This is a genomic window from Actinoplanes xinjiangensis (assembly GCF_003148685.1).
Lineage (GTDB): Bacteria > Actinomycetota > Actinomycetes > Mycobacteriales > Micromonosporaceae > Actinoplanes > Actinoplanes xinjiangensis.
The window spans coordinates 218,144-244,964 of the sequence record NZ_QGGR01000009.1 but is presented as its reverse complement, the minus strand read 5'-3'; the positions used below and the strand labels follow the sequence as shown (position 1 = coordinate 244,964).

The 26,821-nt window shown below is 71.4% G+C and carries 25 protein-coding genes; 7 read left to right on the top strand and 18 right to left on the bottom strand.

The features are described 5' to 3' along the window. Window positions 1-74: 74 nt before the first annotated feature. From BC793_RS21840 to BC793_RS21825, 4 genes are read right to left on the bottom strand one after another with little or no spacing between them, the layout of a single operon-like run. Window positions 75-527: a DUF6023 family protein gene (locus BC793_RS21840; protein ID WP_109595057.1), complete on the bottom strand. Its 453-nt coding sequence runs from the start codon at window positions 525-527 to the stop codon at window positions 75-77. Beyond that, window positions 524-1,585: a type III polyketide synthase gene (locus BC793_RS21835; protein ID WP_373871241.1), complete on the bottom strand. Its 1,062-nt coding sequence runs from the start codon at window positions 1,583-1,585 to the stop codon at window positions 524-526. The genes BC793_RS21840 and BC793_RS21835 overlap by 4 nt, the downstream gene beginning before the upstream one ends. After that, the gene (locus BC793_RS21830) at window positions 1,579-2,733 is read right to left on the bottom strand and encodes an acyl-CoA dehydrogenase family protein (RefSeq protein ID WP_109595056.1); all 1,155 of its coding nucleotides are present in this window, start codon (window positions 2,731-2,733) and stop codon (window positions 1,579-1,581) included. The genes BC793_RS21835 and BC793_RS21830 overlap by 7 nt, the downstream gene beginning before the upstream one ends. Further along, window positions 2,723-3,475: a class I SAM-dependent methyltransferase gene (locus BC793_RS21825; protein WP_109595054.1), complete on the bottom strand. Its 753-nt coding sequence runs from the start codon at window positions 3,473-3,475 to the stop codon at window positions 2,723-2,725. The genes BC793_RS21830 and BC793_RS21825 overlap by 11 nt, the downstream gene beginning before the upstream one ends. A gap of 48 nt (window positions 3,476-3,523) precedes the next feature. Between BC793_RS21825 and BC793_RS21820 the strand changes: the two genes are divergently transcribed. The 4 genes from BC793_RS21820 to disA all read left to right on the top strand — a co-directional run bounded on the left by BC793_RS21820 (window position 3,524) and on the right by disA (window position 7,871). Beyond that, window positions 3,524-4,351 (top strand): UbiA family prenyltransferase, encoded by an 828-nt coding sequence (locus BC793_RS21820; RefSeq protein WP_109595052.1) that lies wholly within the window; start codon window positions 3,524-3,526, stop codon window positions 4,349-4,351. 79 nt (window positions 4,352-4,430) lie between these two features. Continuing rightward, window positions 4,431-5,117, top strand: coding sequence for a hypothetical protein (locus BC793_RS21810; RefSeq protein ID WP_158319328.1), 687 nt, complete (start codon window positions 4,431-4,433; stop codon window positions 5,115-5,117). A 67-nt stretch (window positions 5,118-5,184) separates the two neighbouring features. Next, window positions 5,185-6,606, top strand: coding sequence for a DNA repair protein RadA (gene radA, locus BC793_RS21805; RefSeq protein WP_109595048.1), 1,422 nt, complete (start codon window positions 5,185-5,187; stop codon window positions 6,604-6,606). A gap of 83 nt (window positions 6,607-6,689) precedes the next feature. Then, complete coding sequence (gene disA, locus BC793_RS21800) at window positions 6,690-7,871, top strand: DNA integrity scanning diadenylate cyclase DisA (protein ID WP_109595046.1); 1,182 nt, start codon at window positions 6,690-6,692, stop codon at window positions 7,869-7,871. 415 nt (window positions 7,872-8,286) lie between these two features. Here disA and BC793_RS21795 read toward each other — a convergent pair whose 3' ends face one another. Beyond that, the gene (locus BC793_RS21795) at window positions 8,287-8,796 is read right to left on the bottom strand and encodes a 2'-5' RNA ligase family protein (protein WP_109595045.1); all 510 of its coding nucleotides are present in this window, start codon (window positions 8,794-8,796) and stop codon (window positions 8,287-8,289) included. Between the two features lie 2 nt (window positions 8,797-8,798). Further along, window positions 8,799-9,539, bottom strand: coding sequence for an adhesin (locus BC793_RS21790; RefSeq protein WP_109595281.1), 741 nt, complete (start codon window positions 9,537-9,539; stop codon window positions 8,799-8,801). A gap of 126 nt (window positions 9,540-9,665) precedes the next feature. On the opposite strand from BC793_RS21790, the gene BC793_RS21785 reads away from it, so the two are divergent. After that, window positions 9,666-10,562, top strand: coding sequence for an HhH-GPD family protein (locus tag BC793_RS21785; protein WP_109595043.1), 897 nt, complete (start codon window positions 9,666-9,668; stop codon window positions 10,560-10,562). Here BC793_RS21785 and BC793_RS21780 read toward each other — a convergent pair. The 11 genes from BC793_RS21780 to BC793_RS21730 all read right to left on the bottom strand — a co-directional run bounded on the left by BC793_RS21780 (window position 10,559) and on the right by BC793_RS21730 (window position 22,894). Next, window positions 10,559-11,158, bottom strand: a complete 600-nt coding sequence (locus BC793_RS21780; RefSeq protein WP_109595041.1) for a DUF4291 domain-containing protein — start codon at window positions 11,156-11,158, stop codon at window positions 10,559-10,561. The two genes, BC793_RS21785 and BC793_RS21780, sit on opposite strands and share 4 nt — an antisense overlap. A gap of 77 nt (window positions 11,159-11,235) precedes the next feature. Continuing rightward, window positions 11,236-13,761 (bottom strand): ATP-dependent Clp protease ATP-binding subunit, encoded by a 2,526-nt coding sequence (locus BC793_RS21775; RefSeq protein ID WP_109595039.1) that lies wholly within the window; start codon window positions 13,759-13,761, stop codon window positions 11,236-11,238. A 364-nt stretch (window positions 13,762-14,125) separates the two neighbouring features. After that, window positions 14,126-14,482, bottom strand: coding sequence for a histone-like nucleoid-structuring protein Lsr2 (locus BC793_RS21770; protein ID WP_093619447.1), 357 nt, complete (start codon window positions 14,480-14,482; stop codon window positions 14,126-14,128). 95 nt (window positions 14,483-14,577) lie between these two features. Then, complete coding sequence (lysS, locus tag BC793_RS21765) at window positions 14,578-16,086, bottom strand: lysine--tRNA ligase (protein WP_109595037.1); 1,509 nt, start codon at window positions 16,084-16,086, stop codon at window positions 14,578-14,580. A gap of 51 nt (window positions 16,087-16,137) precedes the next feature. Next, complete coding sequence (locus BC793_RS21760) at window positions 16,138-16,896, bottom strand: type III pantothenate kinase (protein WP_109595035.1); 759 nt, start codon at window positions 16,894-16,896, stop codon at window positions 16,138-16,140. A gap of 141 nt (window positions 16,897-17,037) precedes the next feature. After that, window positions 17,038-17,874, bottom strand: a complete 837-nt coding sequence (gene nadC / locus BC793_RS21755; protein WP_239170240.1) for a carboxylating nicotinate-nucleotide diphosphorylase — start codon at window positions 17,872-17,874, stop codon at window positions 17,038-17,040. Window positions 17,875-17,992: 118 nt separating this feature from the next. Then, entirely contained in the window at window positions 17,993-19,690 is a 1,698-nt protein-coding gene (locus BC793_RS21750) for an L-aspartate oxidase (RefSeq protein ID WP_109595277.1), read from the bottom strand. Window positions 19,691-19,752: 62 nt separating this feature from the next. Then, complete coding sequence (locus BC793_RS21745; protein WP_373871242.1) at window positions 19,753-20,631, bottom strand: septum formation family protein; 879 nt, start codon at window positions 20,629-20,631, stop codon at window positions 19,753-19,755. 112 nt (window positions 20,632-20,743) lie between these two features. Then, a complete protein-coding gene (panD, locus tag BC793_RS21740) occupies window positions 20,744-21,175 on the bottom strand; it encodes an aspartate 1-decarboxylase (RefSeq protein ID WP_109595031.1) in 432 nt (143 codons plus the stop codon). Continuing rightward, on the bottom strand, window positions 21,175-22,008 hold the full coding sequence (gene panC, locus BC793_RS21735) for a pantoate--beta-alanine ligase (RefSeq protein WP_109595029.1): 834 nt from the start codon (window positions 22,006-22,008) through the stop codon (window positions 21,175-21,177). The genes panD and panC overlap by 1 nt, the downstream gene beginning before the upstream one ends. Next, the gene (locus BC793_RS21730; protein ID WP_109595275.1) at window positions 21,980-22,894 is read right to left on the bottom strand and encodes a Rossmann-like and DUF2520 domain-containing protein; all 915 of its coding nucleotides are present in this window, start codon (window positions 22,892-22,894) and stop codon (window positions 21,980-21,982) included. Before BC793_RS21730 ends, panC begins: the two co-directional genes overlap by 29 nt. Window positions 22,895-23,339: 445 nt before the next feature. Between BC793_RS21730 and BC793_RS21725 the strand changes: the two genes are divergently transcribed. Together BC793_RS21725 and BC793_RS21720 are read left to right on the top strand one after the other, a co-directional pair. Continuing rightward, window positions 23,340-24,320 carry an SAM-dependent methyltransferase gene (locus BC793_RS21725; protein ID WP_109595027.1) on the top strand — a complete coding sequence of 327 codons (981 nt, stop codon included), beginning with the start codon at window positions 23,340-23,342 and terminating at the stop codon, window positions 24,318-24,320. A gap of 17 nt (window positions 24,321-24,337) precedes the next feature. Beyond that, window positions 24,338-25,462 carry an NADH-quinone oxidoreductase subunit D gene (locus BC793_RS21720; RefSeq protein ID WP_109595269.1) on the top strand — a complete coding sequence of 375 codons (1,125 nt, stop codon included), beginning with the start codon at window positions 24,338-24,340 and terminating at the stop codon, window positions 25,460-25,462. 4 nt (window positions 25,463-25,466) lie between these two features. Here the strand turns inward: BC793_RS21720 and BC793_RS21715 are convergent, their stop codons facing one another. Continuing rightward, window positions 25,467-26,723, bottom strand: a complete 1,257-nt coding sequence (locus BC793_RS21715) for a hypothetical protein (RefSeq protein WP_109595025.1) — start codon at window positions 26,721-26,723, stop codon at window positions 25,467-25,469. Window positions 26,724-26,821 lie beyond the last annotated feature (98 nt).

The window sequence follows — 26,821 nt, the reverse complement described above, 5'->3', positions numbered from 1 at the left end:
ACCGCAACCACCCGCCCCGAGCTACGACCCGACGCTCCGGGCCGTCGTCTGCATGACGGCCCCGCGGGGCCGGATCACCCTTTCGAGCGCTGGAGGGCGTAGCGGAGGACGATCGGGCCCGGGGACTCGACGGCGACGCGCAGGTGGAGTTCGCCGGAGAGACCGGCTGAGAAGACCTCCGGGGTCCGGGAGCCTGAGCAGCGCAGGTCACGGCCGGAGTCACCGGCGCCGAGGCCCACCCGGATCCGGCTGCCGTCGTCGCCGGCACAGACCACCGAGATCAGGAAGTCGCCCTGCTCGACGTCGACGACCTCCTCGTGGCCGGTGCCACCCTCCAGGGCGAGGGTGTTCGCCAGCTCCTGGTCGCCGACGTCGGGCAGCAGTTGTTCGGCGCTGTGCCGCCAGGCGACCAGCCGGTCGTCGGCGGTCTGGCGGGGTGCGGCACGCCACCACCACCAGACGCCGACCACCAAGATCAACGCGACCAGTGCGTACAGCACGGCGCCGCGTCCCCGTTCCCCGCTCACGCTCCGAGAGTAGAGCCCTCCAGAAGAGTGATGTAGAGCGTGAGCCCGGGCCCGAACGCGAGCATCACCGTCAACCTCGGCGGGACCGGACGGCGACGGAGCTCGTCGAGCACCAGCAGGACGGTCGGCGACGAGCAGTTGCCGTGGACGGCGAGGACCGAGCGGGACTCGGCCAGGGCCGCGGCGGGCAGCTCGAGTTGCTCCTGGACCACGTCGAGGATCTTGGGGCCGCCCGGGTGCACGGCCCACCCGTCGACGTCGGCGATGCTCCGCCCGTGCCTGGCGAGGACCTGCTCGACGAGGCCCCGGACATGGGTGGCCAGCACCGCGGGCACCCGCGGGGACAGTCCCATCCGGAAGCCCTGGTCACTGATCTCCCACGTCATGTGGTCGGCGGTGGAGGTGTCGGTGATCGCGGCGACCTCGCGTACGGCGTACCCCGAAGGGCTGTCGGTGACCACGACGGCGACCGCGGCGTCGGAGAAGAGGGCGTGCGAGACGATCTGCTGGACGTCCGTCCGGGAACCGGGCGGCTGCAGGTGCAGGCTGGTGAGTTCGGCGCAGAGCAGCAGGGCGGGCCGGCCCCGGGCGGCGACGAAGTCGCTGACCGCACCCAGTCCGGGTAAGGCCGCGTAACAGCCCATGTGGCCGACGACGAGCCGTTGCACGCTCGGCGACATGCCCATGTCGCGGGCGAGCAGGATGTCCGCTCCGGGGGTGGCGTATCCGGTGCACGAGCAGACCGCGAACAGGCCCAGATCGCCGGCGGCGAGGCCCGCGTCGGCGAGCGCCCGGCTGATCGCCGCCTTGCCGAGCGGCATGATCTCGGTCTGGTAGCGGCGCATCCGGCGCTCGGTGGACCACTCGGACACGTCCTCGATCAGCGGGCTCACCGCGGCGTGCCGGGTGGTCACCCCGGAGTTCGCGAAGATCCGCCGGGCCAGGCCGCGGCGTGATCCGTCGTAGTGCCGGCTGAAATAGCCGTCCCACAGCTCGTCCTGCGCCGTCGACGGCGGGAGCGCCACTCCCAGGCCGGTGATCGCGGGGGCGGTCACCACCGCGGGGCCGTGCCGTCGGTGTCCGGGTCGCCGCCGAGCGCGTCCACACCGAGCCAGTCGGCGCAGACGTCGCTGGTGGCGGGTTGCAGTGACCCGGCCCGGGCGTCCCGGTAGAGGCGTTCGAGTGGATGGCCACGGCGCATCGCGGAGGTCCCGGCGGCCTCCAGCATCGACGCCGCCACCTCCGCCGCGGTCGTCCCGGCGAGCAGTTTCGCCCGCCACACCCAGCGGTTCGTCTCGGCCTCGCCGGGTGACGCGTCGACCCGGCGGGCCGCCTCGCCCACCACGAGACGGGCGGCGGCCACCGCGGCGTCGGCCCGGCCGATCCGGGCCCGCACGGCGGGCAGCCGTCCCAAGCCCCGGGACTGTACGTGCTCGACGGCGGCGTCCACCGCGGCCCGGGCCACACCCACGTAGACCGCGGCGTAGCTGGCCACCATCCAGTGCGGTGCCAGCTGCGCCACCGCCAGGGCGAGGCCCTCGACCCCGCCGAGCAGGGCCTGCGCCGGAACCGTGACGTCGACGTGCAGGTCGTGCGAGGCGGTGGCGCGCATGCCGAGTGCGTCCCAGGTCGGTTCGACCGTCAGCCCCGCCCCGGCCGGGACCAGGAACTGGGAGACCTGCGACGGATCGTCGGCATTGCGGGCGGCGATCAGATACGCGTCGGCGTGCCCCGCACCGGAGCAGAACGTCTTCGAGCCGCGAATCCGGTAACCGTCGCCGTGCCGCTCATAGGTGGTGGCCAGCTGGGACAGCCGGGAGCCGGCGCCGCGTTCGCTCATCGCCACCGCATACCAGCTGCCGGCTGCGGCCTCCTTGAGCGCGTCGTCACGGGCGGCCAGCGCCTCCGGCGGGAGCCCGAGTGCCTCGGCCAGCTCGTCGGTGACGCCACTGAGGGCACCGGTCACCGACGCGTGCATGTTGAAGACCAGGGCGGTGGCGCCGTTGCCCCGGGCCAGTTCGTAGGCCACCTCGGCGTACTCGCTGAAGCCCGCTCCGGCACCGCCCAGCCGGGCCGGAACCATCAGGCCGAAGAATCCGCCGTTTTTCAGATCGGTGAAATCGTCCACCGGGAAGGCGCCGTCCCGGTCGGCAGCGGCCGCACGGGCCGCGAACCGTGGTGCCAGCCGTCGCGCCTCATCCAGCATCCGGAGCTCCTGTGTCGTGGTCACGCCCTTCGATACCCCGGATTTTCGTGCCGACGCCTTGATAGAGCACCGCGGTGGACGGCACCGGGACGATCCGCCGGCCGTTCGCCGCCTGCCGCAGCACCAGCCAGCGGAACAGCCCGGTCAGGCTGGGTCGCACCCCGCGGATCCGCAGGCGGACCCCGTGCCGGGCGAACTCGGCGACGAGCCGGCGCGGCGGCACGAACAGCGCCGGGTCGTGCAGACCGACCGGGGCGACGCCGAGCCGCTCGCCGAGGGTCACCGTGATCAGCCGGCTCAGGCCGGTGTCGTTGATCGTGTCCAGCACCACCAGGCCGCCCGGGCGCAGCACCCGGCACAACTCGGCGACCGTGCCCGGCAGGTCGGTGACGTGCTCGAGGATCTCGCCGGCCACCACCACGTCGGCGCCGCCGGCCTTCAGCGGCAGCGCCGTCACGTCGCCGTTGACCGCGGTCACGCCGCGCGGCACGGCCTGCTCCAGTCCGGTACGGCGCAGATCGACGCCGACGTGCCGGTAACCCTTGCCGTGCAGGTGCGGTGCGAGCAGGCCCCCGCCGCAGCCGGCGTCGACCAGGATCCGGCCGGGTGCGGCCGCGGGCGGGACGAGAGCGGCTCGCGCGGCGGCGAGCCAGTGCAGGAGGGCGAAGGTTCCGGCGGGTTGCCACCACTCGGCGGCGAGGTCGTCGTACTGGCGTGGATCGTTGCGCTGCATCGATCGCATGCGATCAAGCCTGGCACGGGTTCGCCTCAGCGGCCACACTTGTCAGACATGTCCCGAGTGCTCGCGCTGATCAGATCGGCGCATCCGGAACCGGGTGGCGCGGTCACCGTCGCCATCACGCTGCTCGCCCTCGGCGCGGGGCACCGCGGGTGGCGGCTCGCGGCGGTCGCGGCGACGGTGGCGGCCTCCCAGCTCGCCGTCGGCTGGGTCAACGACCGGCTCGACGCCGAACGTGACAGGCTCGCCGGGCGGCGGGACAAACCGCTGGTGGCGGGGGTGGTCTCCGGGCGTACCGTCGCGATCGCGGGGTTGATCTCCGCCCTTGCCGTCCCCCTGCTGGCGCTTCCGCTCGGCGGCCGGGCGACGGTGGCGATCACGGTGGCCACCACGGTCGCCCTGCTCTACGACTGGCCGCTGAAGAGCACCGTGTTCTCGGTCCTGCCGTACCTGATCGCCTTCGGTCTCCTGCCGGCCTTCGTGGTACTCGCGCTACCCGGCTCCCCGGCCCCGCCGGTGTGGCTGGTCGCGGCGGGCGCACTGCTCGGCGGCGGCGCCCACTTCGCCAACGTGCTGCCGGACCTCGCCGACGACGCGGCCACCGGGGTGCGCGGCCTGCCGCACCGGATCGGTTCCGCGGGTTCACAGCTCGCCGCCGCGGTGTTTCTGCTGGGTGCGACGGCCGCCCTGGTCCTCGGACCGCCCGGGCCGCCGTCGTGGTCCGGGCTGGCGGCGGGCGCGGCCGCCCTCGTGGTCCTGCCCCTCGGGTGGTACGCCGCACGCCGCACCGCGGGACGCCCGGTCGCCCTCTTCCGGGCGGTGATCGTCGTGGCCCTGATCGACGTCCTGCTGCTGGTTCTCAGTGGCCGCGTCACCTGATGGACGGGTCCCCGCACGCGCGTGATCGCCGCCCACTACGCTGATCTAACACCTTGGTGTCTCTATTTGGAGGATCGTGATGCGCTCCCTGGGAACCCGTCGCGCCGCTCTGGTCGCGGGTGCCGCCACGGTCGCCGCCCTGGCTCTGGGCGGGTGTTCGGCCGGCCAGGTCGCCGAGACCGCCATCCTGGACACGCCGATCGCCGGCGTCAACGCGGCCTCCGAGTCCGAGGCCGGCAAGGTGCTGGTCCGCAATCTCCAGGTGGAGTACAACGGCATCGAAGGCTACGAGGCCAACGAGAACGCGCCGCTCGAGGTGAGTCTCTTCAACGAGACCAACGAGGCGGTCACGGTCACGATCAGCAGCCAGCCCGCGGCGAACCGGCCCGACGTCCTCACCGCGAAGCAGGTCGGGTTCGTCAGCACGGCGACGGTGACCACACCGGGCGAGGTCGCGAGCGCGTCCGCCGAGCCCGGTGCGTCCGCCTCGCCGTCGGCGAGTGCCGAGCCGGCCAGCTCGGTCCGCCCGGCTCAGATCAAGATCGGCCCGCAGGGTTCGGCGGTGTTCCGGCCGACCGACGCCGCCCAGCTCCAGGTCGTCGGCCTGAGCGGTGAGCTCAAGCCGGGCATGACGGTCAACCTGGTCTTCGAGTTCAGCAACAACGCGACGCCGCTGGTCCTTCAGGCCCCGGTCGCCTCCCCGCTGACCCCGGCCCCGCGCGGCTCCGCCGAGATCCACGAGGAGACCGAGGGCGGCGGCCACTGAGCCGGTCCCTCCCGGACAGGCTCGTGCCGAGCCGGGAAATGTCGGACCCCCGAGCTAGCGTGTCGGGGTGACGACCTCCCGTTCGGCCGCCAAGGCTCCCCGGGCCGCCTACGTCTGTGACGCGTGCGGCCACCAACCCCCCAAGTGGCTGGGCCGGTGCTCGGAGTGCGGCGAGTGGGGCTCGATCATCGAGTCCACGGTGACCGTTCCGGTCTCCGGGCGCGTGGTCAGCTCCCGCATGCCGTCCGAGCCGGCCCGCCCGATCGCACAGATCAGCGCGGCTCCGGCACGCGCGGTCGCCACCGGTGTGGGCGAGCTCGACCGGGTCCTCGGCGGCGGTCTGGTGCCCGGCGCGGTGGTGCTGCTGGCCGGCGAGCCCGGTGTGGGCAAGTCCACCCTGCTGCTCGACGTCGCCCAGCAGTGGGCGGCCGGCGCGGGCACCCCGTCGCTGGTGGTCAGCGGTGAGGAGTCGGTCAGTCAGGTCCGGCTGCGGGCCGAGCGGCTCGGTGCCCTGCACGAGCGGCTCTATCTGGCTTCGGAAAACGATCTGGGCACCGTCATCGGTCATCTAGACGCGGTCAAGCCCGGCCTGCTGGTCCTCGACTCGGTGCAGACCATCTCGGCGCCCGGCACCGAGGGTGTGCCCGGCGGTGTCACCCAGGTCCGCGCGGTGACCGCCGCGCTCGTCGCGATCGCCAAGGAGCGGGGCATCGCCACCGTCCTGGTCGGTCACGTGACCAAGGACGGTCAGGTCGCCGGTCCCCGTGTGCTGGAGCACCTGGTTGACGTGGTGCTGCACTTCGAGGGTGACAAGCATTCCTCGCTGCGCCTGGTCCGCGGTGTGAAGAACCGGTTCGGCGCCGCCGACGAGGTGGGCTGTTTCGAGATGCACGAGGGCGGCATCAGCAGCCTGCCCGACCCGTCCGGGCTGTTCCTCACCCGCTATGTCGAGCCGGTGCCCGGCACCTGCGTCACCGTGGCCATGGAGGGCCGGCGCGCGCTCGTCACCGAGGTGCAGGCGCTGATCGGCGCCGAGGTGCAGGGCTCACCCCGGCGCACCGTGTCCGGCCTCGACCATGCGCGGCTCGCCATGGTCCTGGCCGTGCTGGAGCGCCGCACCAAGCAGCTCAAGCTCTACAACCGTGAGGTGTTCGCGGCCACTGTGGGCGGCATCCGCCTGATCGAGCCGTCCGCCGACCTGGCGATGGCCCTGGCCGTCGCGTCCGGTGGGCTCGACCTGGCGATGGCGCCGACCCTGGTGGCGATCGGTGAGGTCGGCCTGACCGGTGAGATCCGCCGGGTCGGGGCGGTCGGCCGCCGGCTCGCCGAGGCTGCCCGGCTCGGTTTCACCGTCGCGCTGGTCCCCCCCGGCTGCGGGCCCGACGGGACGTCCGGTCCGCCCAAGGGCATGCAGGTGATCGAGGTCAACAATCTGCAGTCAGCGTTGCAGAGCGCAGCGCGCGCCTCGGCGGAACACGGCAACCGATGACGGAGAGTCACGTTTCATCACGCTACGGAGCATTCATCAAACCACGGCTCGTTGGCGTGGATGACAGTCCGTAGAATGTCCGGGTGCCGCTCGACCGCGATGCCCCCAAACCCGCTGCCAGTTCAACGCCGCGTCCCGGCGTCAACGGCGCGGGACATCGCGCGATGACGCCGTCCACAGGCCCCGGCCTGACCGGAGGCGCCAGCGATCCGCTGCGGGCCAACCTCGCCCTGATGGCCCCTGGTACAGCGTTGCGCGACGGTCTGGAGCGCATCCTTCGGGGCCGTACCGGCGCGCTGATCGTCCTCGGCTACGACGCCGTCGTCGAGACCATCTGCACCGGCGGTTTTCCGCTCGATGTGGAGTTCTCCGCGACCCGGCTGCGTGAGCTGTGCAAGATGGACGGCGCGGTGGTCCTGTCCAGTGACGGCACCCGGATCGTCCGGGCCGCCGTCCACCTGATGCCCGACCCGTCGATCCCTTCGGAGGAGTCCGGCACCCGGCACCGGACCGCCGAGCGGGTGGCGAAACAGTCCGGCTACCCGGTGATCTCCGTCAGCCAGTCGATGCACATCATCGGCCTCTATGTGAACGGGCAGCGCCACGTCCTCGACGACTCGGCCGCGATCCTGTCCCGTGCCAACCAGGCCCTCGCCACGCTGGAGCGTTACAAGCTCCGGCTCGACGAGGTCTCCGGCACCCTGTCCGCGCTCGAGATCGAGGATCTGGTGACCGTCCGGGACGCCGTCGCCGTGGTGCAGCGTCTCGAGATGGTCCGTCGTATCGCCGACGAGATCTCCGGTTATGTCGTCGAGCTCGGGACCGACGGCCGGCTCCTCGCGCTTCAGCTCGACGAGCTGATGGTCGGGGTCGACGCCGACCGGACCCTGGTCATCCGTGACTACCTGCCGACCGGCCGCAAGGCCCGCACCCTCGACGAGGGTCTCGTCGAGCTGGACCTGCTCACCGCCACCGAGATGATCGACCTGGTCGCCGTGGCGAAGGCCATCGGCTACCCCGGCGCCTCCGACTCGCTGGACGCGGCGGTCTCGCCGCGGGGGTTCCGCTTGCTGGCGAAGGTGCCGAGGCTGCCCGCCCAGATCGTCGACCGTCTCGTCGACCACTTCGGCAGCCTGCAACGCCTGCTCGGCGCCACCGTCGAGGATCTGCAGGCCGTCGAGGGTGTCGGCGACGCCCGGGCCCGTGGCGTCCGTGAGGGCCTGTCCCGCCTCGCCGAGGCCTCGATCCTGGAACGCTACGTCTGATCCGGCTCCGGCCGCTCCATCCATCGCCGTGTCCCGCCCGGGAGCAGCTGTCGGGCGGTTTCCGGCGGGGCCGGAGGTGGGACGGACCCGGCAACGGGGATGGCAATCAGCACTCGGTCAGTGAATTTCGCCACTCCCGAATGGGAGTGGCGGGGAACCGTTTTTCCCGCAGATGTGACGGACAGGCATCGGTGGCGCAAATGGGGCACCCCTATGCGTGAGGTGGAAATTCGGATGGCACAAAAACCTCGGCGCCTGAGAATTGCCGCGAAAAACCTGTTCTCCTCAGCGGAAGTGTCGGCGCGTAGCCGGTGATGCGGGTTCGCAGCCCGACGGTCGCGGCAGGGCCGGGACCCGGCAGTCACCTCGCGGGGTAGCCACGGGCGTCCTTCTGCCGCGTACGAAATAGGGATTTTCAGAGCGGATGACTGATGTCGTTGACGTGATCGGCCACCGCGGCACCGACGACCGTGGCCCGCATCGGGAGGTATTCGAGGCAGCGGCGGACCGCCGGGGCCATCATCGGGTTGGGCACGCGCAGCGAGACGGTGCAGTGCGGCACCCACCGGCCCGGCCGGTAATGCTCCCAGATGTCGACGCCGCCGGCCGTCAGGCGTTCGTGGACCGCCCGGTGATGGGCTAGCAGCTCTTCGGTGACGGTCACACCGAGCCACAGCACACGGCCCACGAACTGGCCGACGAAGTCGATGCCGACGGTGAGGTCGCGGCCGGCCGGGAAGCCGTCGAGGGCTTCGGCGACGGCGTGCGGGTCGATGCGATGGGCGGCGGCCAGGGAGATGTGTGGACGGTGCTTCTGGTGCAGCGAGCCGAGCGACGGGATGCCGTCGGCGTCCAGCGCGCGCCACAGGGTGCGCACCCGGCGTGTGGTGTCGACGTCCAGGTACAGCTCCAGCGCAGCGACCAAGGTCAGTTCACGATGGTCAGCACGACCGGGGCGCTGACGATCGTGTCGAGGCGGCCGAGCAGCTGGTAGGCACCGGTCGGCGGGACCGGGCCGGAGGCGGAGGCGCCGGTGCACTGGTTGGACTGCTTGCCGTTCCAGGTGACCTCGAAGGTCTGCTCGGCGCCGGCGGCGAGGGTCTGCACGTCGCTGCCCTTGGCGGCGGCGCACTGGTCGGAGGACCAGACGCGCTGGGCGCCGTCGGCGATGTAGAGCTCCTGGGCGCTGGCGCCCAGGTCACGGGTGCAGCTCCGGTTGCCGATGTTCTTGATCTTCAGCTTGATCTGGGTGGAGGCGCCCCGCTGCGGCGACGTGTCCACCGGGACCGGGGTGAGCGACATCTCAGCGTCGGTGCATGCGGCGCCGGCCGCCGGCGGGTTGTTCACGGGGGCCGCCGAGTTCGCCGGGGCGGGCAGCACCTCACCGTCGTCGGGCTCCTGCGACAGCAGGTCGTTGGGGTCCGGGTACGCCGGGCCGACACCCGGGTCGGCACTGTCCTCCAGGGACGGCGTGGGGGACGCGCTCGGGTCCTTGGCGTCCGGTGTCGGATACTGCGAGGCCTCCGACGACGCCTTCTTCGGGCCCGATTCGTCCTCGCCGGAACAGGACATGAACAGCACGATGACGCCGAGCAGAACCGCGCCCAGCACGACCAGACGCCGCCGCCAGTAGACCGCGGGTGGGAGGGGACCAACCGTCGCACGCATGATGCCGCCCACCGTAAACCCGGACGACCGTCACTATGTGCATGACGCGCCGGTCGTACGACACCAACTCGCGGACGGTTCGTTAAAGATGGACCTTGCGCTCCGGCCGCCTACAGTTGACGGGCTATGACTCTCGCCGACGACGCCATCGCCTGGTATGCCGTGAATGCCCGTGATCTGCCCTGGCGGCAGCCGGACACCACCCCGTGGGGGGTGCTGGTCAGCGAGGTGATGCTCCAGCAGACCCCGGTCGTGCGGGTCGAACCCGCGTGGCGCTCCTGGATGACCCGCTGGCCCACCCCGGCCGCGCTCGCCGACGACCCGCCGTCGGAGGCGATCCGCATGTGGGGGCGGCTCGGATACCCGCGACGGGCGATGCGGTTGCACGCCTGCGCGGTCGCGATCGTGGAACGCCACGGCGGTCGCGTCCCCGACGATCTGGACGAGCTGCTGGCCCTGCCGGGCGTCGGGACCTACACCGGGCGGGCGGTGGCGACGTTCGCCTACGGGCAGCGGCACCCGGTCGTCGACACCAACGTGCGGCGGGTCGTGTCCCGGGCTGTCGAGGGCCGACCGGACGCCGGCCCGGCGACCACCGCCGCCGACCTGACCGCGATGTCCGAGCTGCTACCCCAGGACCAGGCCACCGCGGCGAGAGCCAGCATCGCCTTCATGGAGCTCGGCGCGATCGTCTGCACGGCACGGGCGCCGAAATGCGTCGACTGCCCGTTCCACGACGTGTGCGCGTGGCGGCTCACCGGGCAGCCGCTGCCCGCGGGCCCCAGCCGCAAACCGCAGCGCTACGCGGGCACCGACCGGCAGGTTCGCGGCCTGCTCCTGGAGGTGCTGCGGCACACCACCGGGCCGGTCCCGCAGCAGCGCCTGGACGTCGTCTGGAACGACGAGATCCAGCGGGCCCGGGCGCTCGCCGGTCTCGTCGAGGACGGGCTCGTCGAGGCGCTCGGTGCGGGCGATTTCGTCCTGGCGGGCGATGCACCTGCAGGCGACGTGCAGACCCTCTAGAGGGACGCGCCCACCCGCGCGGCGATCGGAGCGGGCAATGGATAGGGCCGCTCGGCCGGCAGCAGCGCCCCCGCGGCCTCGTCGTCGCCAGCGTCCAGGTGTCCCCGGATCTCGCGCACCAGCGGCGTCACGTCGGTGATCCCGGTGATCCACTCGTCGGCGTAGAGCGGCGCCGCCGCCCCACCCAGCCCCAGCTGCAACGACCGGTACGGCAACTCCCGCAGCCGCAGATCGCGCTCCGGGTCCCACTGCACCCGGGTCGGCGCCCGTTTGAGGTTCCGCTGCCAGGTGACCCGGTCGGGATGGACGTCACGCTCGTAGTGGCTGAGCTCGGCGTGCGAGAGCGCCCACTCGAAGCCGGCCCGGGTGATCGTGACAGCGAGGACGTGCTCCTGGCCGGGCTTGGTGGCCCAGCCGCAGCGGTACATCATCCACAGGAACGACGGCTTGATCCACGTCATCCGTTCCCGGCGGAACGGCGGCACGAACCGGCCGGCGGCCACGGCCGGCACCGCGATCGCCGGTGAGTAGGCCTGATAGACGGTGACGGTGCGGTCGTCGTACACGGCACGGATCTGACGCTTCATGACCGGCATGATCGCGCTCGGCGCCCGCCCCCGTAAACCGAAAAAGCCCGGCCGCGTCACCGCGGCCGGGCTTCTCGTCAGAGCTGTTACTCCTCGGTGGTGGTCGCCGTGCCGAGGTCGGCCGGCACCGCGTCGGGCACCGTCACGCCCTTCTCGGCGCCGCGGAAGACCAGCTTCGCCTTCTCGAACTTGGCCGGGTCGCCCTCGCAGTCCACCACGACGATCTGGCCGGGGCGCAGCTCGTTGAAGAGGATCTGCTCGGACAGGGTGTCCTCCAGCTCGCGCTGGATGGTCCGGCGCAGCGGCCGGGCGCCGAGGACCGGGTCGAAGCCCTTGGCCGCCAGGTAACGCTTGGCGTTGTCGGTCAGTTCCAGGCCCATGTCCTTGTTCTTCAGCTGCCCCTCGATGCGGGCGGTGAAGATGTCGACGATCTGGAGGATCTCCTTCTCACGCAGCTGGTGGAAGACGATCGTGTCGTCGATACGGTTCAGGAACTCGGGGCGGAAGTGCTGCTTCAGCTCGTCGTTGACCTTGATCTTCATCCGCTCGTAGCTCGACTCCTCGGCCTCGGAGGCCTGGAAGCCCAGCGACACCGCCTTGGCCACGTCACGCGTGCCCAGGTTGGTGGTGAGGATGATGACCGTGTTCTTGAAGTCCACGATCCGGCCCTGACCGTCGGTGAGACGGCCGTCCTCCAGGATCTGCAGGAGCGTGTTGAACACGTCCGGGTGGGCCTTCTCGATCTCGTCGAACAGCACCACGGAGAACGGCTTACGGCGCACCTTCTCGGTCAGCTGGCCGCCCTCGTCGTAGCCGACGTAACCGGGAGGGGCACCGACGAGACGGGACACCGTGTAGCGGTCGTGGAACTCGGACATGTCGAGCTGGATCAGCGCGTCCTCGGAGCCGAACAGGAACTCCGCGAGCGCCTTGGAGAGCTCGGTCTTACCGACACCGGACGGGCCGGCGAAGATGAACGAGCCGGACGGGCGCTTCGGGTCCTTCAGACCGGCACGGGTACGCCGGATCGCCTTGGAGACGGCCTGGACCGCGTCCTCCTGGCCGATGACGCGCTTGTGCAGCTCGTCCTCCATGCGCAGCAGGCGGGAGGTCTCCTCCTCGGTGAGCTTGTAGACCGGGATACCGGTCCAGTTGCCCAGCACCTCGGCGATCTGCTCGTCGTCGACCTCGGACACCACGTCCAGGTCGCCGGCCTTCCACTCCTTCTCCCGCTGCGCCTTCTGACCGAGGAGGGTCTTCTCCTTGTCACGCAGCTGGGCGGCGCGCTCGAAGTCCTGCGCGTCGATCGCGGACTCCTTGTCGCGGCGCACCTGGGCGATGCGCTCGTCGAAGTCGCGGAGGTCCGGCGGCGCGGTCATCCGGCGGATGCGCATCCGTGCGCCGGCCTCGTCGATCAGGTCGATCGCCTTGTCCGGCAGGAAGCGGTCGGAGATGTACCGGTCGGCCAGCGTCGCCGCGGCCACCAGGGCAGCGTCGGTGATGCTGATCCGGTGGTGCGCCTCGTAGCGGTCGCGGAGACCCTTGAGGATCTCGATGGTGTGCGCCAGCGACGGCTCGCCGACCTGGATCGGCTGGAAGCGGCGCTCGAGGGCCGCGTCCTTCTCCAGGTGCTTGCGGTACTCGTCGAGGGTGGTCGCACCGATGGTCTGGAGCTCACCACGCGCGAGCATCGGCTTCAGGATCGAGGCGGCGTCGATCGCGCCCTCGGCGGCACCCGCACCCACCAGGGTGTGGATCTCGTCGATGAACAGGATGATGTCGCCGCGGGTACGGATCTCCTTGAGCACCTTCTTCAGGCGCTCCTCGAAGTCACCGCGGTAGCGGGAGCCGGCGACCAGGGCGCCCAGGTCGAGGGTGTAGAGCTGCTTGTCCTTCAGCGTCTCGGGCACCTCGCCCTTGATGATGGACTGCGCCAGGCCCTCGACCACGGCGGTCTTGCCGACGCCGGGCTCGCCGATCAGCACCGGGTTGTTCTTGGTGCGGCGGGAGAGCACCTGCATGACCCGCTCGATTTCCTTCTCCCGGCCGATGACCGGGTCGAGCTTGCCCTCGCGGGCGGCCTGCGTCAGGTTGCGGCCGAACTGGTCGAGCACGAGCGAGGTGGACGGCGCGGCCTCGCCGGTGGCGGTACCCGCGGCGGCCGGCTCCTTGCCCTGGTAGCCGGAGAGGAGCTGGATGACCTGCTGGCGGACCCGGTTGAGGTCGGCGCCGAGCTTGACCAGCACCTGGGCGGCGACGCCCTCACCCTCCCGGATCAGGCCGAGCAGGATGTGCTCGGTGCCGATGTAGTTGTGGCCGAGCTGGAGCGCCTCCCGCAGGGAGAGCTCCAGAACCTTCTTGGCGCGCGGCGTGAACGGGATGTGCCCGCTCGGTGCCTGCTGCCCCTGGCCGATGATCTCCTCGACCTGCTGCCGGACCCCTTCGAGGGAGATGCCCAGGCTCTCCAGAGCCTTGGCGGCGACGCCCTCGCCCTCGTGGATCAGGCCGAGCAGGATGTGCTCTGTCCCGATGTAGTTGTGGTTGAGCATCCGGGCCTCTTCTTGGGCCAGGACGACAACCCGTCGCGCTCGGTCGGTGAACCGCTCGAACATGCCCTCGTGCTCCTCACGTGCCGTGCGCCAATGCTGAGCCTGTCTCAACAGCTGGCGGGGCCAGCGCACGGGCATCGGTGATGCCCGTGCTGTAACTCTATCGCCGCTGAAGCCGTCCGCTGGGCCTCCGCAGCCCCTCGAAACGATCCGCAACGTTGATTTAGCCAACTTCGCACGCTCAGCGGCTGTTCCCCCACCCGAACGTGTACGCGTACAGCGAAATCCTGCCGATCCACAGCCTGTGGACAACGCTGTCCATCCCTGTGGATAACGGTAGTGACCGCGGCGCGCGCCCGGCGGGTAAACGCGGAGAGGGCGCGCCGACGTCGTAGTCGGGGCGCCCTCTCCGAGGTCGTGCCGTAGATCAGGCCCGGCCCGGGCCCTTCGCGTGGAACTCGTCCACGATCTCCTGCGGGATCCGGCCCCGGTCGGAGATCTCCTTGCCCGACTTCTTGGCCCACTCCCGGATCGCCTTGTTCTGCTCCCGGTCGGCGGTCGCCCCGCCACGGCCACGAGCCGCCCGGCCGCCGACCACGACACCGCCGCGGGCGACCTTCGTGCCGTGCTTCAGGTAGGGCTCGAAGACCTCCCGCAATTTCGCGGCGTTCTTCTCCGAGAGGTCGATCTCGTACTGAATGCCGTCGAGCGCAAACTTCACGGTCTCGTCGGCGTCGACACCATCGATGTCATCGACCAGCTTGTGAATGATCTGCTTGGCCACGCGCCGTTATCCTCCCGAACACAGGTTCTCTCCCCAGCAATGGGAAGACAATAACGCCAGGGGCGCATCACCCGTCAATGGCGGGTGGGTAATTGTTACTCCGGGCGGACCAACGGGAAGAGGATCGTTTCCCGAATGCCGAGGCCGGTGAGCGCCATCAAGAGCCGGTCGATTCCCATTCCCATGCCACCGGACGGCGGCATTCCGTACTCCATGGCACGCAGGAAATCCTCGTCCAGCTGCATCGCCTCGGGGTCGCCACCGGCCGCCAGCAGCGACTGCGCGTGGAACCGCTCGCGCTGGATCACCGGGTCGACCAACTCCGAATATGCGGTGGCGAGTTCGAATCCGCTGACGTAGAGATCCCACTTCTCGGTCAGGCCGGGGGTGGTCCGGTGCGGCGCGGTCAGCGGGGCGGTCTCCTCCGGGAAGTCCCGGACGAAGGTCGGCTGGATCAGGCTGTCGGTCACCAGATGTTCGAACAACTCCTCGGCGAGCTTGCCGGCACCCCACTTCGGGTCGGCTGAGAGCTGCACCTTGTCCGCGTACCGCTGGAGCTGGGCGAGATCGGTGTCGATGGTGACCTCCTCGCCGAGGGCCTCGGAGATCGCGCCGAACAGGGTGATCTGCGCCCACTCGCCGCCCAGGTCGAGCTCGGTGCCGTCCTGGTGGGTGACCACATGCGAGCCGGCGACCGCGAACGCGGCCTCCTGAATCCACTCCCGCACCTGCGCCTGCATGACGTTGTAGTCGGCATACGCCTGATAGGCCTCGAGCATGGCGAACTCCGGCGAGTGCGTGGAGTCCATGCCCTCATTCCTGAAGTTGCGGTTGATCTCGAAGACCCGATCGATGCCACCGACCACGGCACGCTTCAAAAACAGTTCCGGAGCGATCCGGAGATAAAGATCGGTGTCGAGTGCGTTGCTGTGCGTCACAAACGGCCGTGCCGCGGCGCCGCCGTGGAGCAACTGGAGCATCGGAGTTTCCACCTCGAGGAAATTCCGGCGGAACAGCGACTCACGCAGGCTGCGGACCACGGTGGCCCGGGTACGCACGACGTCACGGGCCTGCGGCCGGACGATGAGATCGACATAGCGCTGCCGGACCCGGGTCTCCTCGGAAAGCGGCTTGTGCGCCACCGGAAGTGGCCGCAGCGCCTTCGCACTCATCGCCCAGGAATCGGCGAGAACGGAGAGTTCCCCACGCCGGCTGGTGATCACCTCGCCGGTGACCGCGACCAGGTCGCCGAGGTCGACCACGCCCTTCCAGTCGGCCAGCGCCTTCTCCCCCACCTTGTCCAGCGAGAACATCGCCTGGATCTCGGTGCCGTCGCCGGCGCGCAGGGTGGCGAAGCAGAGCTTGCCGCCGTTGCGCACGAAGATCACCCGGCCGGTGATCGACACCTTGTCGCCGGAGGCGGTGTCGGTGGGCAGGTCCGCGTAACGCGCGCGGATCTCGGCGATCTCGGCGGTCCGCGGGACCTCGACCGGGTAGGGCGGCACACCCTCGGCGAGCAACCGGTCCCGCTTCGACCGGCGGACCCGCATCTGCTCGGGGAGATCCTCGGCGGGGTCGATCGCTGGCGTGTTCTGCTCGGTCACGGCAAGACTTCCTTCTCGGTGCTGGGACCTCGAAAGCCTACTCAGGCGGGATCAGACGTTCCGCTCATATACCATCCGCAGCCCGATCAGCGTGATCATCGGCTCGTGGGCGGTGATCGTGCGGCACTCGTCCTTCACCAGCCAGGCCAGACCACCGGTGGCGATCACCGCGCGGACCGGGCCGATCTCCTCGATCATCCGCTCGACGATCCGGTCGACCTGGCCGGCGAAGCCGAAGTAGAGCCCGGCCTGGAGACACTCGACGGTGTTCTTGCCGATCACCGAACGCGGCTTCGTCGGCTCCACCTTGCGCAGCTGGGCGGCACGGGCGGCGAGCGCGTCGAAGGAGATCTCGATACCCGGCGCGAACGCACCGCCGAGGAACTCACCCTTCGCGCTGATCAGATCGAAGTTGGTGGTCGTACCGAAATCGACCACGATCGACGGTCCGCCGTAGAGGGCGTGCGCGGCGAGCGTGTTGACCACGCGGTCGGCGCCGACCTCCTTGGGGTTGTCGATGGCGAGCTGCACCCCGGTCTTCACACCCGGCTCGACGACCACGCTGGGCACGTCGTCGTAGTAGCGCTTCAGCATGGTGCGCAGGTTGCGCAGCGCCGCCGGGACGGTCGAGCACGCCGCCACCCCGGTGATCTCCACGGCATCGCCGGCGAGCAGGCCACGGAACTTCAGGCCCAGCTCATCGGCGGTCGAGGCGGCATCGGTCTTGATCCGCCAGTTGTGCACCAGCTTGTCGCCGTCGAAGGTCGCCAGCACGGTGTTGGTGTTACCGATGTCAATGCAGAGCAGCACGGAGGCCCCTAAGAATCACAATCAAGACCCTTATCTTGTACGGCCACGACTCCCCCGAACGCACCGGGACCGTCCCGCGGCCTTCGCGACCGCCCGGCCCGGCCGCGACCCTCGCGACCGGCCCGGTGGCCACGGGGACGGTCAGCGCGCCCGCAGATCCAGCGCGATGTCCAGAATCGGCGACGAATGGGTCAGCCCGCCCACCGACAGATAGTCCACTCCGGTCGCCGCGTAGGCGGCCGCCGTCTCCAGGGTCAGGTTGCCGGTCGCCTCCAGCTCGACCCGGTCGCCGACCGCACGGACCACCTCGGTCAGCAGCTCCGGCGTCATGTTGTCGCAGAGCAGGAAGTCCGCCCCGGCGGCGACCGCCTCCTCCGCCTCGGCGAGGGTGGTCACCTCGACCTGCACCGCCACGTCCGGGAAGGTGGTGCGGACCAGCTGGTACGCCGCGGTGATGCTGCCCGCGGCCAGCTTGTGGTTGTCCTTGATCATGGCGACGTCGTAGAGCCCCATGCGCTTGTTGGTGCCGCCGCCGGCCCGGACCGCGTACTTCTCCAGCACCCGCAGGCCGGGTGTGGTCTTGCGGGTGTCGAGCACGGTGGCGCTCGTGCCCTCCAGGACGTCGGCCCACCGGCGGGTGTGGGTGGCCACCCCGGACATCCGGCACAGCAGGTTCAGGGCGGTGCGCTCGGCGGTCAGCAGCGCCCGGGTCGGGCCGGTGATCACGGCCAGGACGTCGCCGCGGCGCACCCGGTCACCGTCGTCCACCCGGGCCTCGAAGGCGGCCCGGCCGGCGCTCGTCGCCGCGAAGACCTCGGCGGCCACCAGCAGACCCGCCACCACACCGTCGGCGCGGGCCACCAGCTCGGCGGTGTCGGTCTGCGTGGCCGGGATGGTGGACTCGCTCGTCACGTCACGCGGTGGGTCACCGAGGTCCTCGGCGAGCGCGGTGAGCACGATCCGCTGAACCTCGGCCAGATCGAGGCCGAGATCGCCGACCGGAACCTCGTCCCCGGGAAGGTCCTCGCCGGGAGAGAGGGTGCCGCCGTCGGTAATGGTCACGCCGAGCCCCCTTGCTTCGCTGCGGTGCAGTCGATCACGCTGTGCCCTCCTGGAAGTCCTGGGTCAGCACGCCGTCCGGGCCGACGGCGTTGAGCAGGTGGCCGCGCCACTCGTCGGCCGCGTTCGGGTGGTCCTCGCGCCAGTGGCAGCCGCGCGTCTCCCGGCGGCTGCGGGCCGCCGCCACCAGTGTGGCCGCCACCGTCAGCAGATTGGTGACCTCCCACGCCGCGGTGTCGGGCGTGGACCGCTGCTCGGCCAGGCGGGCCAGCTCCTTGGCCGCGGTGTCCAGCGAGTCGGCCGAGCGCAGCACCCCGGCGCCCCGGGTCATCGCGCGCTGCAACTCGGTGCGGATCGCCGGGTCGGCGACCCAGGCCGGCCCGATCGCCGCGGCACGGGCCGGCTCGGCCTGCCCGGGCAGGTCCCGGGCGATGTCGTCGGCGATCCGGCGGGCGAACACCAGGCCCTCCAGCAGCGAGTTGCTGGCCAACCGGTTCGCGCCGTGCACGCCGGTGCAGGCGACCTCGCCACACGCGTACAGCCCGGGGATGCTGGTGCGGCCGTGCAGGTCGGTGCGGACGCCGCCGGAGGCGTAGTGGGCGGCCGGGGCGACCGGGATGAGGTCGGTGGCCGGGTCGACGCCGGCGGCCCGGGTGGACGCCATGATGGTCGGGAAGCGGCCCTCGAGGAACTCTCGCCCGAGGTGCCGCGCGTCCAGGTAGACGTGGTCGGCGCCGGTGGCCCGCAGCACCCGGTAGATGCCCTTGGCGACCACGTCACGGGGCGCCAGCTCGGCCAGCTCGTGCTGCCCGACCATGAACCGCTCGCCGTTCTCGTCGACCAGATGCGCGCCCTCACCCCGAAGCGCCTCGGAGATCAGCGGCCGCTGCACCGCGTCCACCGCCGGAGCCGCGGAGGCCTCTCGGGCGGAACCCGCTTCCGCGATGCCCGCGGTGACGAACGACGTCGGATGGAACTGCACGAACTCGACGTCGGTGACCTCGGCGCCGGCACGCAGCGCGAGCGCCACCCCGTCGCCGGTGGAGACCGACGGGTTCGTGGTGGACGAGAAGATCTGGCCCATCCCGCCGGTGGCCAGCACCACGGCCCGGGCCAGGATCGCGCCCACGCCGTCCTCGGAGCCCTCCCCGAGCACGTGCAGGGTGAGCCCGCAGGCCCGCCCGTCGGCGGCACGCATCAGGTCCAGCACGAGCGCGTGCTCGACCAGCCGGATCCAGGGGTCGCGGCGGACCGCCTCGTGCAGGGCCCGCTGCACCTCGGCACCGGTCGCGTCGCCGCCGGCGTGCACGATCCGGTCGGCGCGGTGGCCGCCCTCGCGGGTCAGCATCAGCGAGCCGTCCGGGTTGCGGTCGAACTCGGCGCCCCGGCGGATCAGCTCCCGGATACGGGCCGGGCCCTCCTCGACGAGCACCCGCACCGCCTGCGGGTCGCAGAGCCCGACGCCGGCGATCTCGGTGTCATACGCGTGGGCCTGCGGAGTGTCCAGCGGGTCGAGCACCGCCGCGATGCCGCCCTGCGCCCACCGGGTCGAACCGTCATCGATGTTGACCTTGGTCACGACGGTGACGTGCAGGCCCTGCTCCCGCAGGTAGAGGGCGGCGGTCAGGCCGGCGATGCCGGAGCCGACCACGACGACGTCGGTGGTCTCGGTCCAGCCGGGCTCGGCGGCGGCAAGCCGACGCGGCAGTGCCGGTAGATCCGCGAGAGATGACATGAGGTTCAGTACACTCCGCGGCCGCGGATCCGTCGCGCCGGGGGCGGCATCAGTGGTCACCGTTACTTGTACTGGACCGGGAGGGCCTTCGTCCCCTTGCCCTTGAGCGAGCCGGTCAGCTCGGCACCGTCCATCCAGAGGTAGCAGCGCACGCCGTGGTCGCCCTGTGCCCAGACGTCGGCGTTGCCGGGCAGCGACACCACACCGGTGCGGTACTGGAGGTCGCCGTCGTCGGGCACGCCGACATATCTCGCGGCCAGGGTGCGGCAGCCGCGGTGGAACTCCTCCCACGCGGCGTCGCCCTTGGGATAGGCCACCTTGTCGCCGGCCGTCCACACCCCGACGAACTCGGCGTTATGTTTGCTGCCGCACGGGGCCGGCGGCATCCGCGTGATCGCGCCGGCGTCGTCGAGCTTGATGGCGTAGCAGGTCAGGGCCAGCGCTGAGGCCGCGTCGGCGAGCGCACCGCGCAGGCTGCCGGTCCGCTGGATCAGGGCGCCGTCGTTCTCGATCGAGTCGAGTTCCACCACCTCGCAGCGGAACCAGCGGCTGCCACCGCTCCATGCGGCCGGCGACGGGTGGGTGACGCCGATCCACAGCCGGGCGTGCCGCCACGGGCCCCCGACGTACTGCGTCGTCTTCTGATCGCAGATCCGGTAGGCGGCGCGGGCTCCGGCGGAGGCGCCGGACGGCGGTTCGGCCGCGTCGGCGGCGGGCCCGGAGTACTCGCCGACGAAGACGGTCTCGGTGCGGTGCAGAACGCCGCAGTCGGTCTCCTCGTAGGTGGAGCGCGGGCCGGAGACGGCGAAGTTGGAGAGATGGCATGTCTCGGCGACCGGCACGAAGCCGGTCGCCGGAGACATCGCACCCCAGTCGTTGGTCAGGTCCCCGTCGACATCGCCACCGCTTCCGCAGCCGGCGACGGCGAGAAGAGCTGCCACAGCGACCATCCCCCATCGGAGTCGCATGAACCGTGCCTCCCGAGCCTCGGCAGCTGTATCCGATTCGCCCACTGTATGGGCATATCTCAGGCTCGGGAGGTGGAATGCCGAATTATTGGACGGAAGCCAGCGTCAGGTCTCCACGTACCAGGTCACCGGCCATGCCCTCGGCTGCGGCGGCCGGATCGGCGCCCAGCTCGATGATCCGGTTATCGGCGTCCACGTGCACGATCCGCGGCTGCCAGGCCCGCGCCTCGGCGTCCTCCATCTGCCCGTAGGAGATCAGGATGACCAGGTCGCCCGGGTGCACCAGGTGGGCGGCCGCGCCGTTGATGCCGATCACGCCGCTGCCCCGCTCACCCGGGATCACGTAGGTCTCCAGGCGGGCGCCGTTCGTCACGTCGACGATCGCCACCTGCTCCCCCGGGATCAGGTCGGCCGCCTCCAGCAGATCCAGGTCGACGGTGACCGATCCGACGTAGTGGAGGTCCGCCTGGGTCACGGTGGCCCGGTGGATCTTCGACTTGAGCATGGTCCGGAGCATCAGGCGCCCTTCTGGAGAGTCAGCGGAACGTTGTCGATCAGACGGGTGGCGCCGACCCGGGCGGCCACCAGCAGGCGCGCCGGGCCCTCGTCCGGGGCCGGGCCGAGGTCCGCCCCGGTCAGGGAGAGGTAGTCCGGGCGTACCCCCGGCTCCTCGGCGAGAACCTTGTGGGCGGCCGCCAGAACCGCCTCGGCGTCGCCGTGCGCCGTGCCCTCGCGCAGGGCGCGGGAGAGGACCAGCGCGGCGTTGCGCTCCTCCGGCGAGAGATAGCGGTTGCGGCTGGACAGGGCGAGACCGTCTTCCTCGCGTACGGTCGGAACGCCCACGATCTCGGCGGGCAACTCCAGGTCGCGCACCATCCGGCGGATCAGCGCCAGTTGCTGGTAGTCCTTCTCCCCGAAGTACGCCACGTCGGCGCGGGTGAGCATGAGCAGCTTCTCGACGACCGTGAGCATCCCGGAGAAGTGCCCGGGTCGGCTGGCGCCCTCCAGGATCTCGCCGAGCGGCCCCGGGTGCATCGTGACCGACGGCGCCCCGTGCGGGTAGACGTCGTCGCGTCCCGGGGCGAACACCACGGCCACGCCCTCGGCCCGGCAGGCCGCCAGGTCCTCGTCCAGAGTCCGCGGATATCTCTCGAAGTCCTCACCCGGCCCGAACTGCAACGGGTTCACGAAGATCGTCACCAGCACGAACGCGGACCGCTCCCGGGCCACCCGCATCAACTGCCGGTGTCCCTCGTGCAGCGCGCCCATCGTCATCACCACGGCGATCTCCCCGGTCGCCGCGTCCAGCGCGGCGGCCAGGTCAGCGCGGGTGTGCGCCAGAACGGTCACGCGTCGTCCCCTTCTCGTCGTGTACGGCGGCGGTCCGGGAGTCGTGTCCGGCCCGGGACAGCACGTCCAGCAGCGCGGTGGCGTCCTGCGGCCGCAGTCGCCCGGAGGCGATCGCCCGGTCCGCGGTGCGCCGGGCCATCGCCAGGTAGGCCGGCACCGCGTCGGCCGGCATCCGGTCCAGGTGCTTGGCGACCGTGCCGGCGTCACCGCGGGACACCGGGCCGGTCAGGGCGGCGTCGCCCATCCGCAGCGCGTTGTCCAGCGCCGCGGTCAGCAGTGGGGACAGCACCCGGCCCGGCTCGCCGACCCCGGCCGCGCGCAGCAGGCCGGCGGCCTCGTTGACCAGGGTGACCAGGTGGTTCGCGCCGTGCGCCAGGGCGGCGTGGTAGAGCGGGCGGGACTCCTCGGCCACCCACTCGGGCACCCCGCCCAGGTCCGCCACGAGCCGGGTGGCGAACACCCGGTCCGGAGCGGTCACGCCCCAGGCGATGCCGGGCAGGCGCTCCAGGTCGGTGTCCGCCCCGGTGAAGGTCATCGCGGGGTGCAGGGCCATGCCGTTCACATCGCCCAGCACGTCCAGTCCGTGAGCCCCCGAGGTGTGCGCCACCACCTGGCCGGCGCGCAGGGCCCCGGTCCGGTCGAGGCCGGCGATCACGGCGGCCAGGGTGTCGTCGGGAACGGCGAGCAGCAGCAGATCGGTGGCGGCGCGGGCCACCTCGTCGGCCGGGAGGATCGCGGCGCCCGGCAGGAGGCGGGCGGCCCGCTCCCGGGAGGCGGCGGAGACGGCGGCGGCGGCGACCACCCGGTGCCCGGCCGCGTTCAGTGCCGCGCCCAGCACGGCACCGACCCGGCCGGCGCCGACGACGCCGACGGTCAAAGCGTTCATCTGGATCCAGTCCTCGTTGCAGGGGTACCGGTCGAGCGCCAGTATGCGCCGTTTTAACACGCCGGTGACAAGCACGTGTGAAGAACAGCACCGGCGTCGATGCACCGCCCCGGCACGCCCCTCCCGATCGGCCACCGCCCCGCCCTCCTGAGACAGCCGGCGGTCTGCGGGCGGGGCTTCGGCTGGCCCTCACCGCTGTCTCAGGCCGTCCGAGACAGCGGTGACAGCCAGCCGGCCCGCGGTCTGCGCGCGGAAGTTCGGCTGGTCCTCACCGCTGTCTCAGGCCGTCCGAGACAGCGGTGACAGCCAGCCGGCCAACGGCCTGCGCGCGGGAGTTCGGCTGGCCGGCCCGCGCCGTGCGGTGGATCACGGGACGGGTGGTGCGGGTGGGTGCGGCGGGCGGCGTACCGGAGAAGGGTGTTGAAGTTGGGCCTAGGGTGTCGGGATGGGTGTCGGGTGGCGGTTGGCCATGCAGGCGGCGCTGTACGGCGGTGACGGCTTCTTCGTCCGCGAGCGCGAGGGCCCCGCTGATCACTTCCGGACCAGCGTGCACGCCTCGCCGCTGTTCGCCGGCGCACTCGCACGCCTGGTCGAGCGGGTCGACGCCGACCTCGGCCATCCCGACGTGTTCGACCTGGTGGACGTGGGCGCCGGCCGCGGGGAGCTGATCACGGCGCTGCTGGCGTCGTTGCCGGGCCCGCTCGCCCGGCGGATCGTTCCGGTCGCGGTCGAGGTGGCGCCGCGTCCGGCCGGGCTGGATCCGGCGGTGCACTGGCGACGGGACGTGCCCGCGGAGATCACCGGGGTGCTGGTGGCGACCGAATGGCTCGACAACGTGCCGCTGGACGTGGTCGAGACGGACGAGCACGGCCGGCTGCGGAAGGTGCTCGTGGACCGGGCCACCGGGGTCGAGACGCTGGGAGCCGAGGCCGACCCGGCCGACCTGTTCTGGATCAGCCGCTGGTGGCCGGGGCCGGGACGGATCGAGATCGGGTGGCCCCGGGACGCGGCGTGGGCGGATGCGGTCGGCTCGATCCGGCGCGGCGCGGCCCTTTGCGTGGACTACGGGCACGTCAGGGCGGAGCGGCCGGTGCTCGGGACGCTGACCGGGTTCCGGCGGGGCCGGCAGGTGCACCCGGTCCCGGACGGCGGCTGTGACGTCACGGCGCACGTGGCGATGGACGCGGTGGCGTCCGCGCCCGGGGTTCCCTATCGGATGGTGCGGCAGCGGGAGGCGCTGCGGGCGCTCGGTGTGGACGGTTCGCGGCCGCCGCTGGAACTGGCCCGTACCGATCCGGGCCGCTATCTGCGGGCGCTCGGCGAGGCCGGGGCGGCCGCCGAGCTGACCGATCCGGCGGGGCTCGGCGGTCACTGGTGGCTCTGGCACACCATCGGCCTCGGCGATCGTGGCACGATGCTCGGGTGAGCGACGCCCTGCGGGAGATGACAGTAGGCACCGGAGCCGGGCTGGACACGGCCGACATGGTGCTCAACATCGGCCCCCAGCACCCCTCCACGCACGGTGTGCTCCGGCTCAAGCTCACCCTCGACGGTGAGCGAGTGATCGCCTGCGAGCCGATCGTCGGCTACATGCACCGCGGCGCCGAGAAACTGTTCGAGGTGCGCGACTACCGGCAGATCATCATGCTGGCGAACCGGCACGACTGGCTCTCCGCGTTCTCCAACGAGCTGGGTGTCGTGCTGGCCGTCGAGCGGCTGATGGGCATCGAGGTGCCCGAGCGGGCCACCTGGCTGCGGATGGCCCTAGCCGAGCTGAACCGGGTGCTCAACCACCTGATGTTCCTCGGTTCCTACCCGCTGGAGATCGGCGCGATCACGCCGATGTTCTACGCGTTCCGCGAGCGGGAGACGCTGCAGGCCGTCATGGAGGAGGTCTCCGGCGGCCGGATCCACTACATGTTCAACCGGGTCGGCGGCCTCAAGGAGGAGATCCCGGCCGGCTGGACGAAACGGGCCCGGCAGGCGGTCGCCGCGGTCCGGCGCCGGATGCCGGACATCGACAACGTGATCCGGCGCAACGACATCTTCATGGCCCGCACGGTCGGCGTCGGCGTGCTGAGCGCGGCCGACGCGGCGGCCTACGGCGCCTCCGGTCCGGTGGCCCGGGCGAGCGGTCTGGACTTCGACGTACGCCGGGACGAGCCGTACCTCTTCTACGACCAGATCGACGTGCCCGTGGTGACGCGGACGTCCGGGGACTGTCACGCCCGGTTCGAGGTGCTGCTGGAGCAGGTGATGGTCTCCCTCGATCTGGTCGACGAGTGCCTGGACCGGGTGGACCGCACCGGCGGCCCGGTGAACGTGCGCCTGCCCAAGGTGGTCAAGGCACCGGAGGGGCACACCTACGCGTGGACCGAGAATCCGCTCGGCGTCAACGGCTACTACCTGGTGTCGCGGGGCGAGAAGACGCCGTGGCGGCTCAAACTGCGGACCGCGTCCTACGCCAACGTGCAGGCGCTGGCCACGCTCATCCCCGGCTGCCTGGTGCCCGACCTGATCGCGATCCTCGGGTCGATGTTCTTCGTCGTCGGCGACATCGACAAGTGAGCGGTCACCAGTTCTCCTGGCTGCTGTAACCGGGGTAGCCGGCGAAGTCGTCGAGGGTGCCCACGTTGGTGTCGTTCGCGGACGGGCGGTGGCGGCGGGCCTTGTACTCGGCGCTCATCTCGGGGTCGTCGCCGCCGGCATAGCCGTTGGTGGCCCCGAAGTCGCCGTCGGGGGCCTCCGGCCGGCCGTACTGGGTGCCGCCGGGGCGGACCGTGACGGCCGCACGGGCCGGCGGGGGCGCCATCATGCCGTTCGGGCCGGGCGGCATCGCGCCGGGGACCGACGCGGCGGCACGGGGGCGCGGCACCGGCCGGCCGATCGGGGGCCCCGGGACCGCGGCGGCACGGGCCACCGGCACGGCGGGCGGAACCGCGGCGGCACGGGCCACCGGCACGGCGGGCGGAACCGCGGCGCTGGCACGACCGGCGGGCACACCCTGCGCCGCGAAACCCTGCGCCGCGAACCCTTGCGACGTGACACCTTGCGCCGCGAACCCTTGCGACGTCGTGCCCTGCGCCGCGAAACCCTGCGACTGGGCCGGGGAGACGGGCTGGACGATGCCGGGGACCGAGGCCCGGCCGCCGGTTGCTCGCGCCGGCACCGGCGCCGGTGCCGGCTGCTGGTAACCCTCGTCCTGGTAGCCGGGATCCTGGTAAGCCGGATCCTGGTAGCCGTCGTCCGGATACCCGTCCTGGTAGCCGTCCTCCTGGTACCCGTCCTGATAGCTCTCCGGCTGGTACCCCTCCTGGTAGCCCTGCTGCTGGTAGCCGGTCGTCTGGTCGTCGTACCCGTACCCGGTCTCCTCGTAGTGGTACTCGGGTTCGGGCTCGTCGAGGACCACCGGCTCCGGCTGGTGCACGAACGTCGGCCGGCCCGGCGGCGGAGTGAAGGCGGCCGGCGGCGCGACCTGGGCCCGCCCACCGGGGTGGTGCGCCGGCGGCGGTGGTCCCGGGTCCACCTCGGGACCGGCCGGGGCAGCGGTCGCGAACTCGGCGCGCAACTGCCGCCGCAGCCCGTCCACCTCCTCGGCGACCCGGTCCTCGACGTCCATCCGGAGCAGCACCGGATCAGCGCGGACCAGCATCGACGCGCCGATCAGCACGACGCTGACCGCCATCAGCAGGACCGCGAAGCGGATCGAGCTGGAGTCGCCGCCGATCAGCACGACGGCGGCTGCGATCGGGGCGAGGACCACACCCGCCCAGACGAGGCCACGGAGCAGTCGCGCGCTGTGTCCTGATTGGGTGTCCCGTTCCGGCATGGCCGCAGATGTTACCGAGACCACGTCTCTGACAAAACAGCCGAACGTGGTACGGCACATTCGGCCGGTGACGTGGGGACCCCGCGGCTACGGGGTCC

Excerpts from the sequence above, each read along its gene's own strand:
- BC793_RS21780 (WP_109595041.1), bottom strand. The coding sequence starts at position 11,158 with ATGCCGGTCATGAAGCGTCAGATCCGTGCCGTGTACGACGACCGCACC.
- panD (WP_109595031.1), bottom strand. The coding sequence starts at position 21,175 with ATGCTCCGGACCATGCTCAAGTCGAAGATCCACCGGGCCACCGTGACC.
- BC793_RS21750 (WP_109595277.1), bottom strand. The coding sequence starts at position 19,690 with ATGTCATCTCTCGCGGATCTACCGGCACTGCCGCGTCGGCTTGCCGCC.
- BC793_RS21790 (WP_109595281.1), bottom strand. The coding sequence starts at position 9,539 with ATGCGTGCGACGGTTGGTCCCCTCCCACCCGCGGTCTACTGGCGGCGG.
- BC793_RS21830 (WP_109595056.1), bottom strand. The coding sequence starts at position 2,733 with ATGCTGGATGAGGCGCGACGGCTGGCACCACGGTTCGCGGCCCGTGCG.
- BC793_RS21785 (WP_109595043.1), top strand. The coding sequence starts at position 9,666 with ATGACTCTCGCCGACGACGCCATCGCCTGGTATGCCGTGAATGCCCGT.
- BC793_RS21715 (WP_109595025.1), bottom strand. The coding sequence starts at position 26,723 with ATGCCGGAACGGGACACCCAATCAGGACACAGCGCGCGACTGCTCCGT.
- BC793_RS21810 (WP_158319328.1), top strand. The coding sequence starts at position 4,431 with ATGCGCTCCCTGGGAACCCGTCGCGCCGCTCTGGTCGCGGGTGCCGCC.
- BC793_RS21820 (WP_109595052.1), top strand. The coding sequence starts at position 3,524 with ATGTCCCGAGTGCTCGCGCTGATCAGATCGGCGCATCCGGAACCGGGT.
- BC793_RS21725 (WP_109595027.1), top strand. The coding sequence starts at position 23,340 with ATGGGTGTCGGGTGGCGGTTGGCCATGCAGGCGGCGCTGTACGGCGGT.
- BC793_RS21720 (WP_109595269.1), top strand. The coding sequence starts at position 24,338 with ATGACAGTAGGCACCGGAGCCGGGCTGGACACGGCCGACATGGTGCTC.
- BC793_RS21825 (WP_109595054.1), bottom strand. The coding sequence starts at position 3,475 with ATGCGATCGATGCAGCGCAACGATCCACGCCAGTACGACGACCTCGCC.
- BC793_RS21730 (WP_109595275.1), bottom strand. The coding sequence starts at position 22,894 with ATGAACGCTTTGACCGTCGGCGTCGTCGGCGCCGGCCGGGTCGGTGCC.
- BC793_RS21775 (WP_109595039.1), bottom strand. The coding sequence starts at position 13,761 with ATGTTCGAGCGGTTCACCGACCGAGCGCGACGGGTTGTCGTCCTGGCC.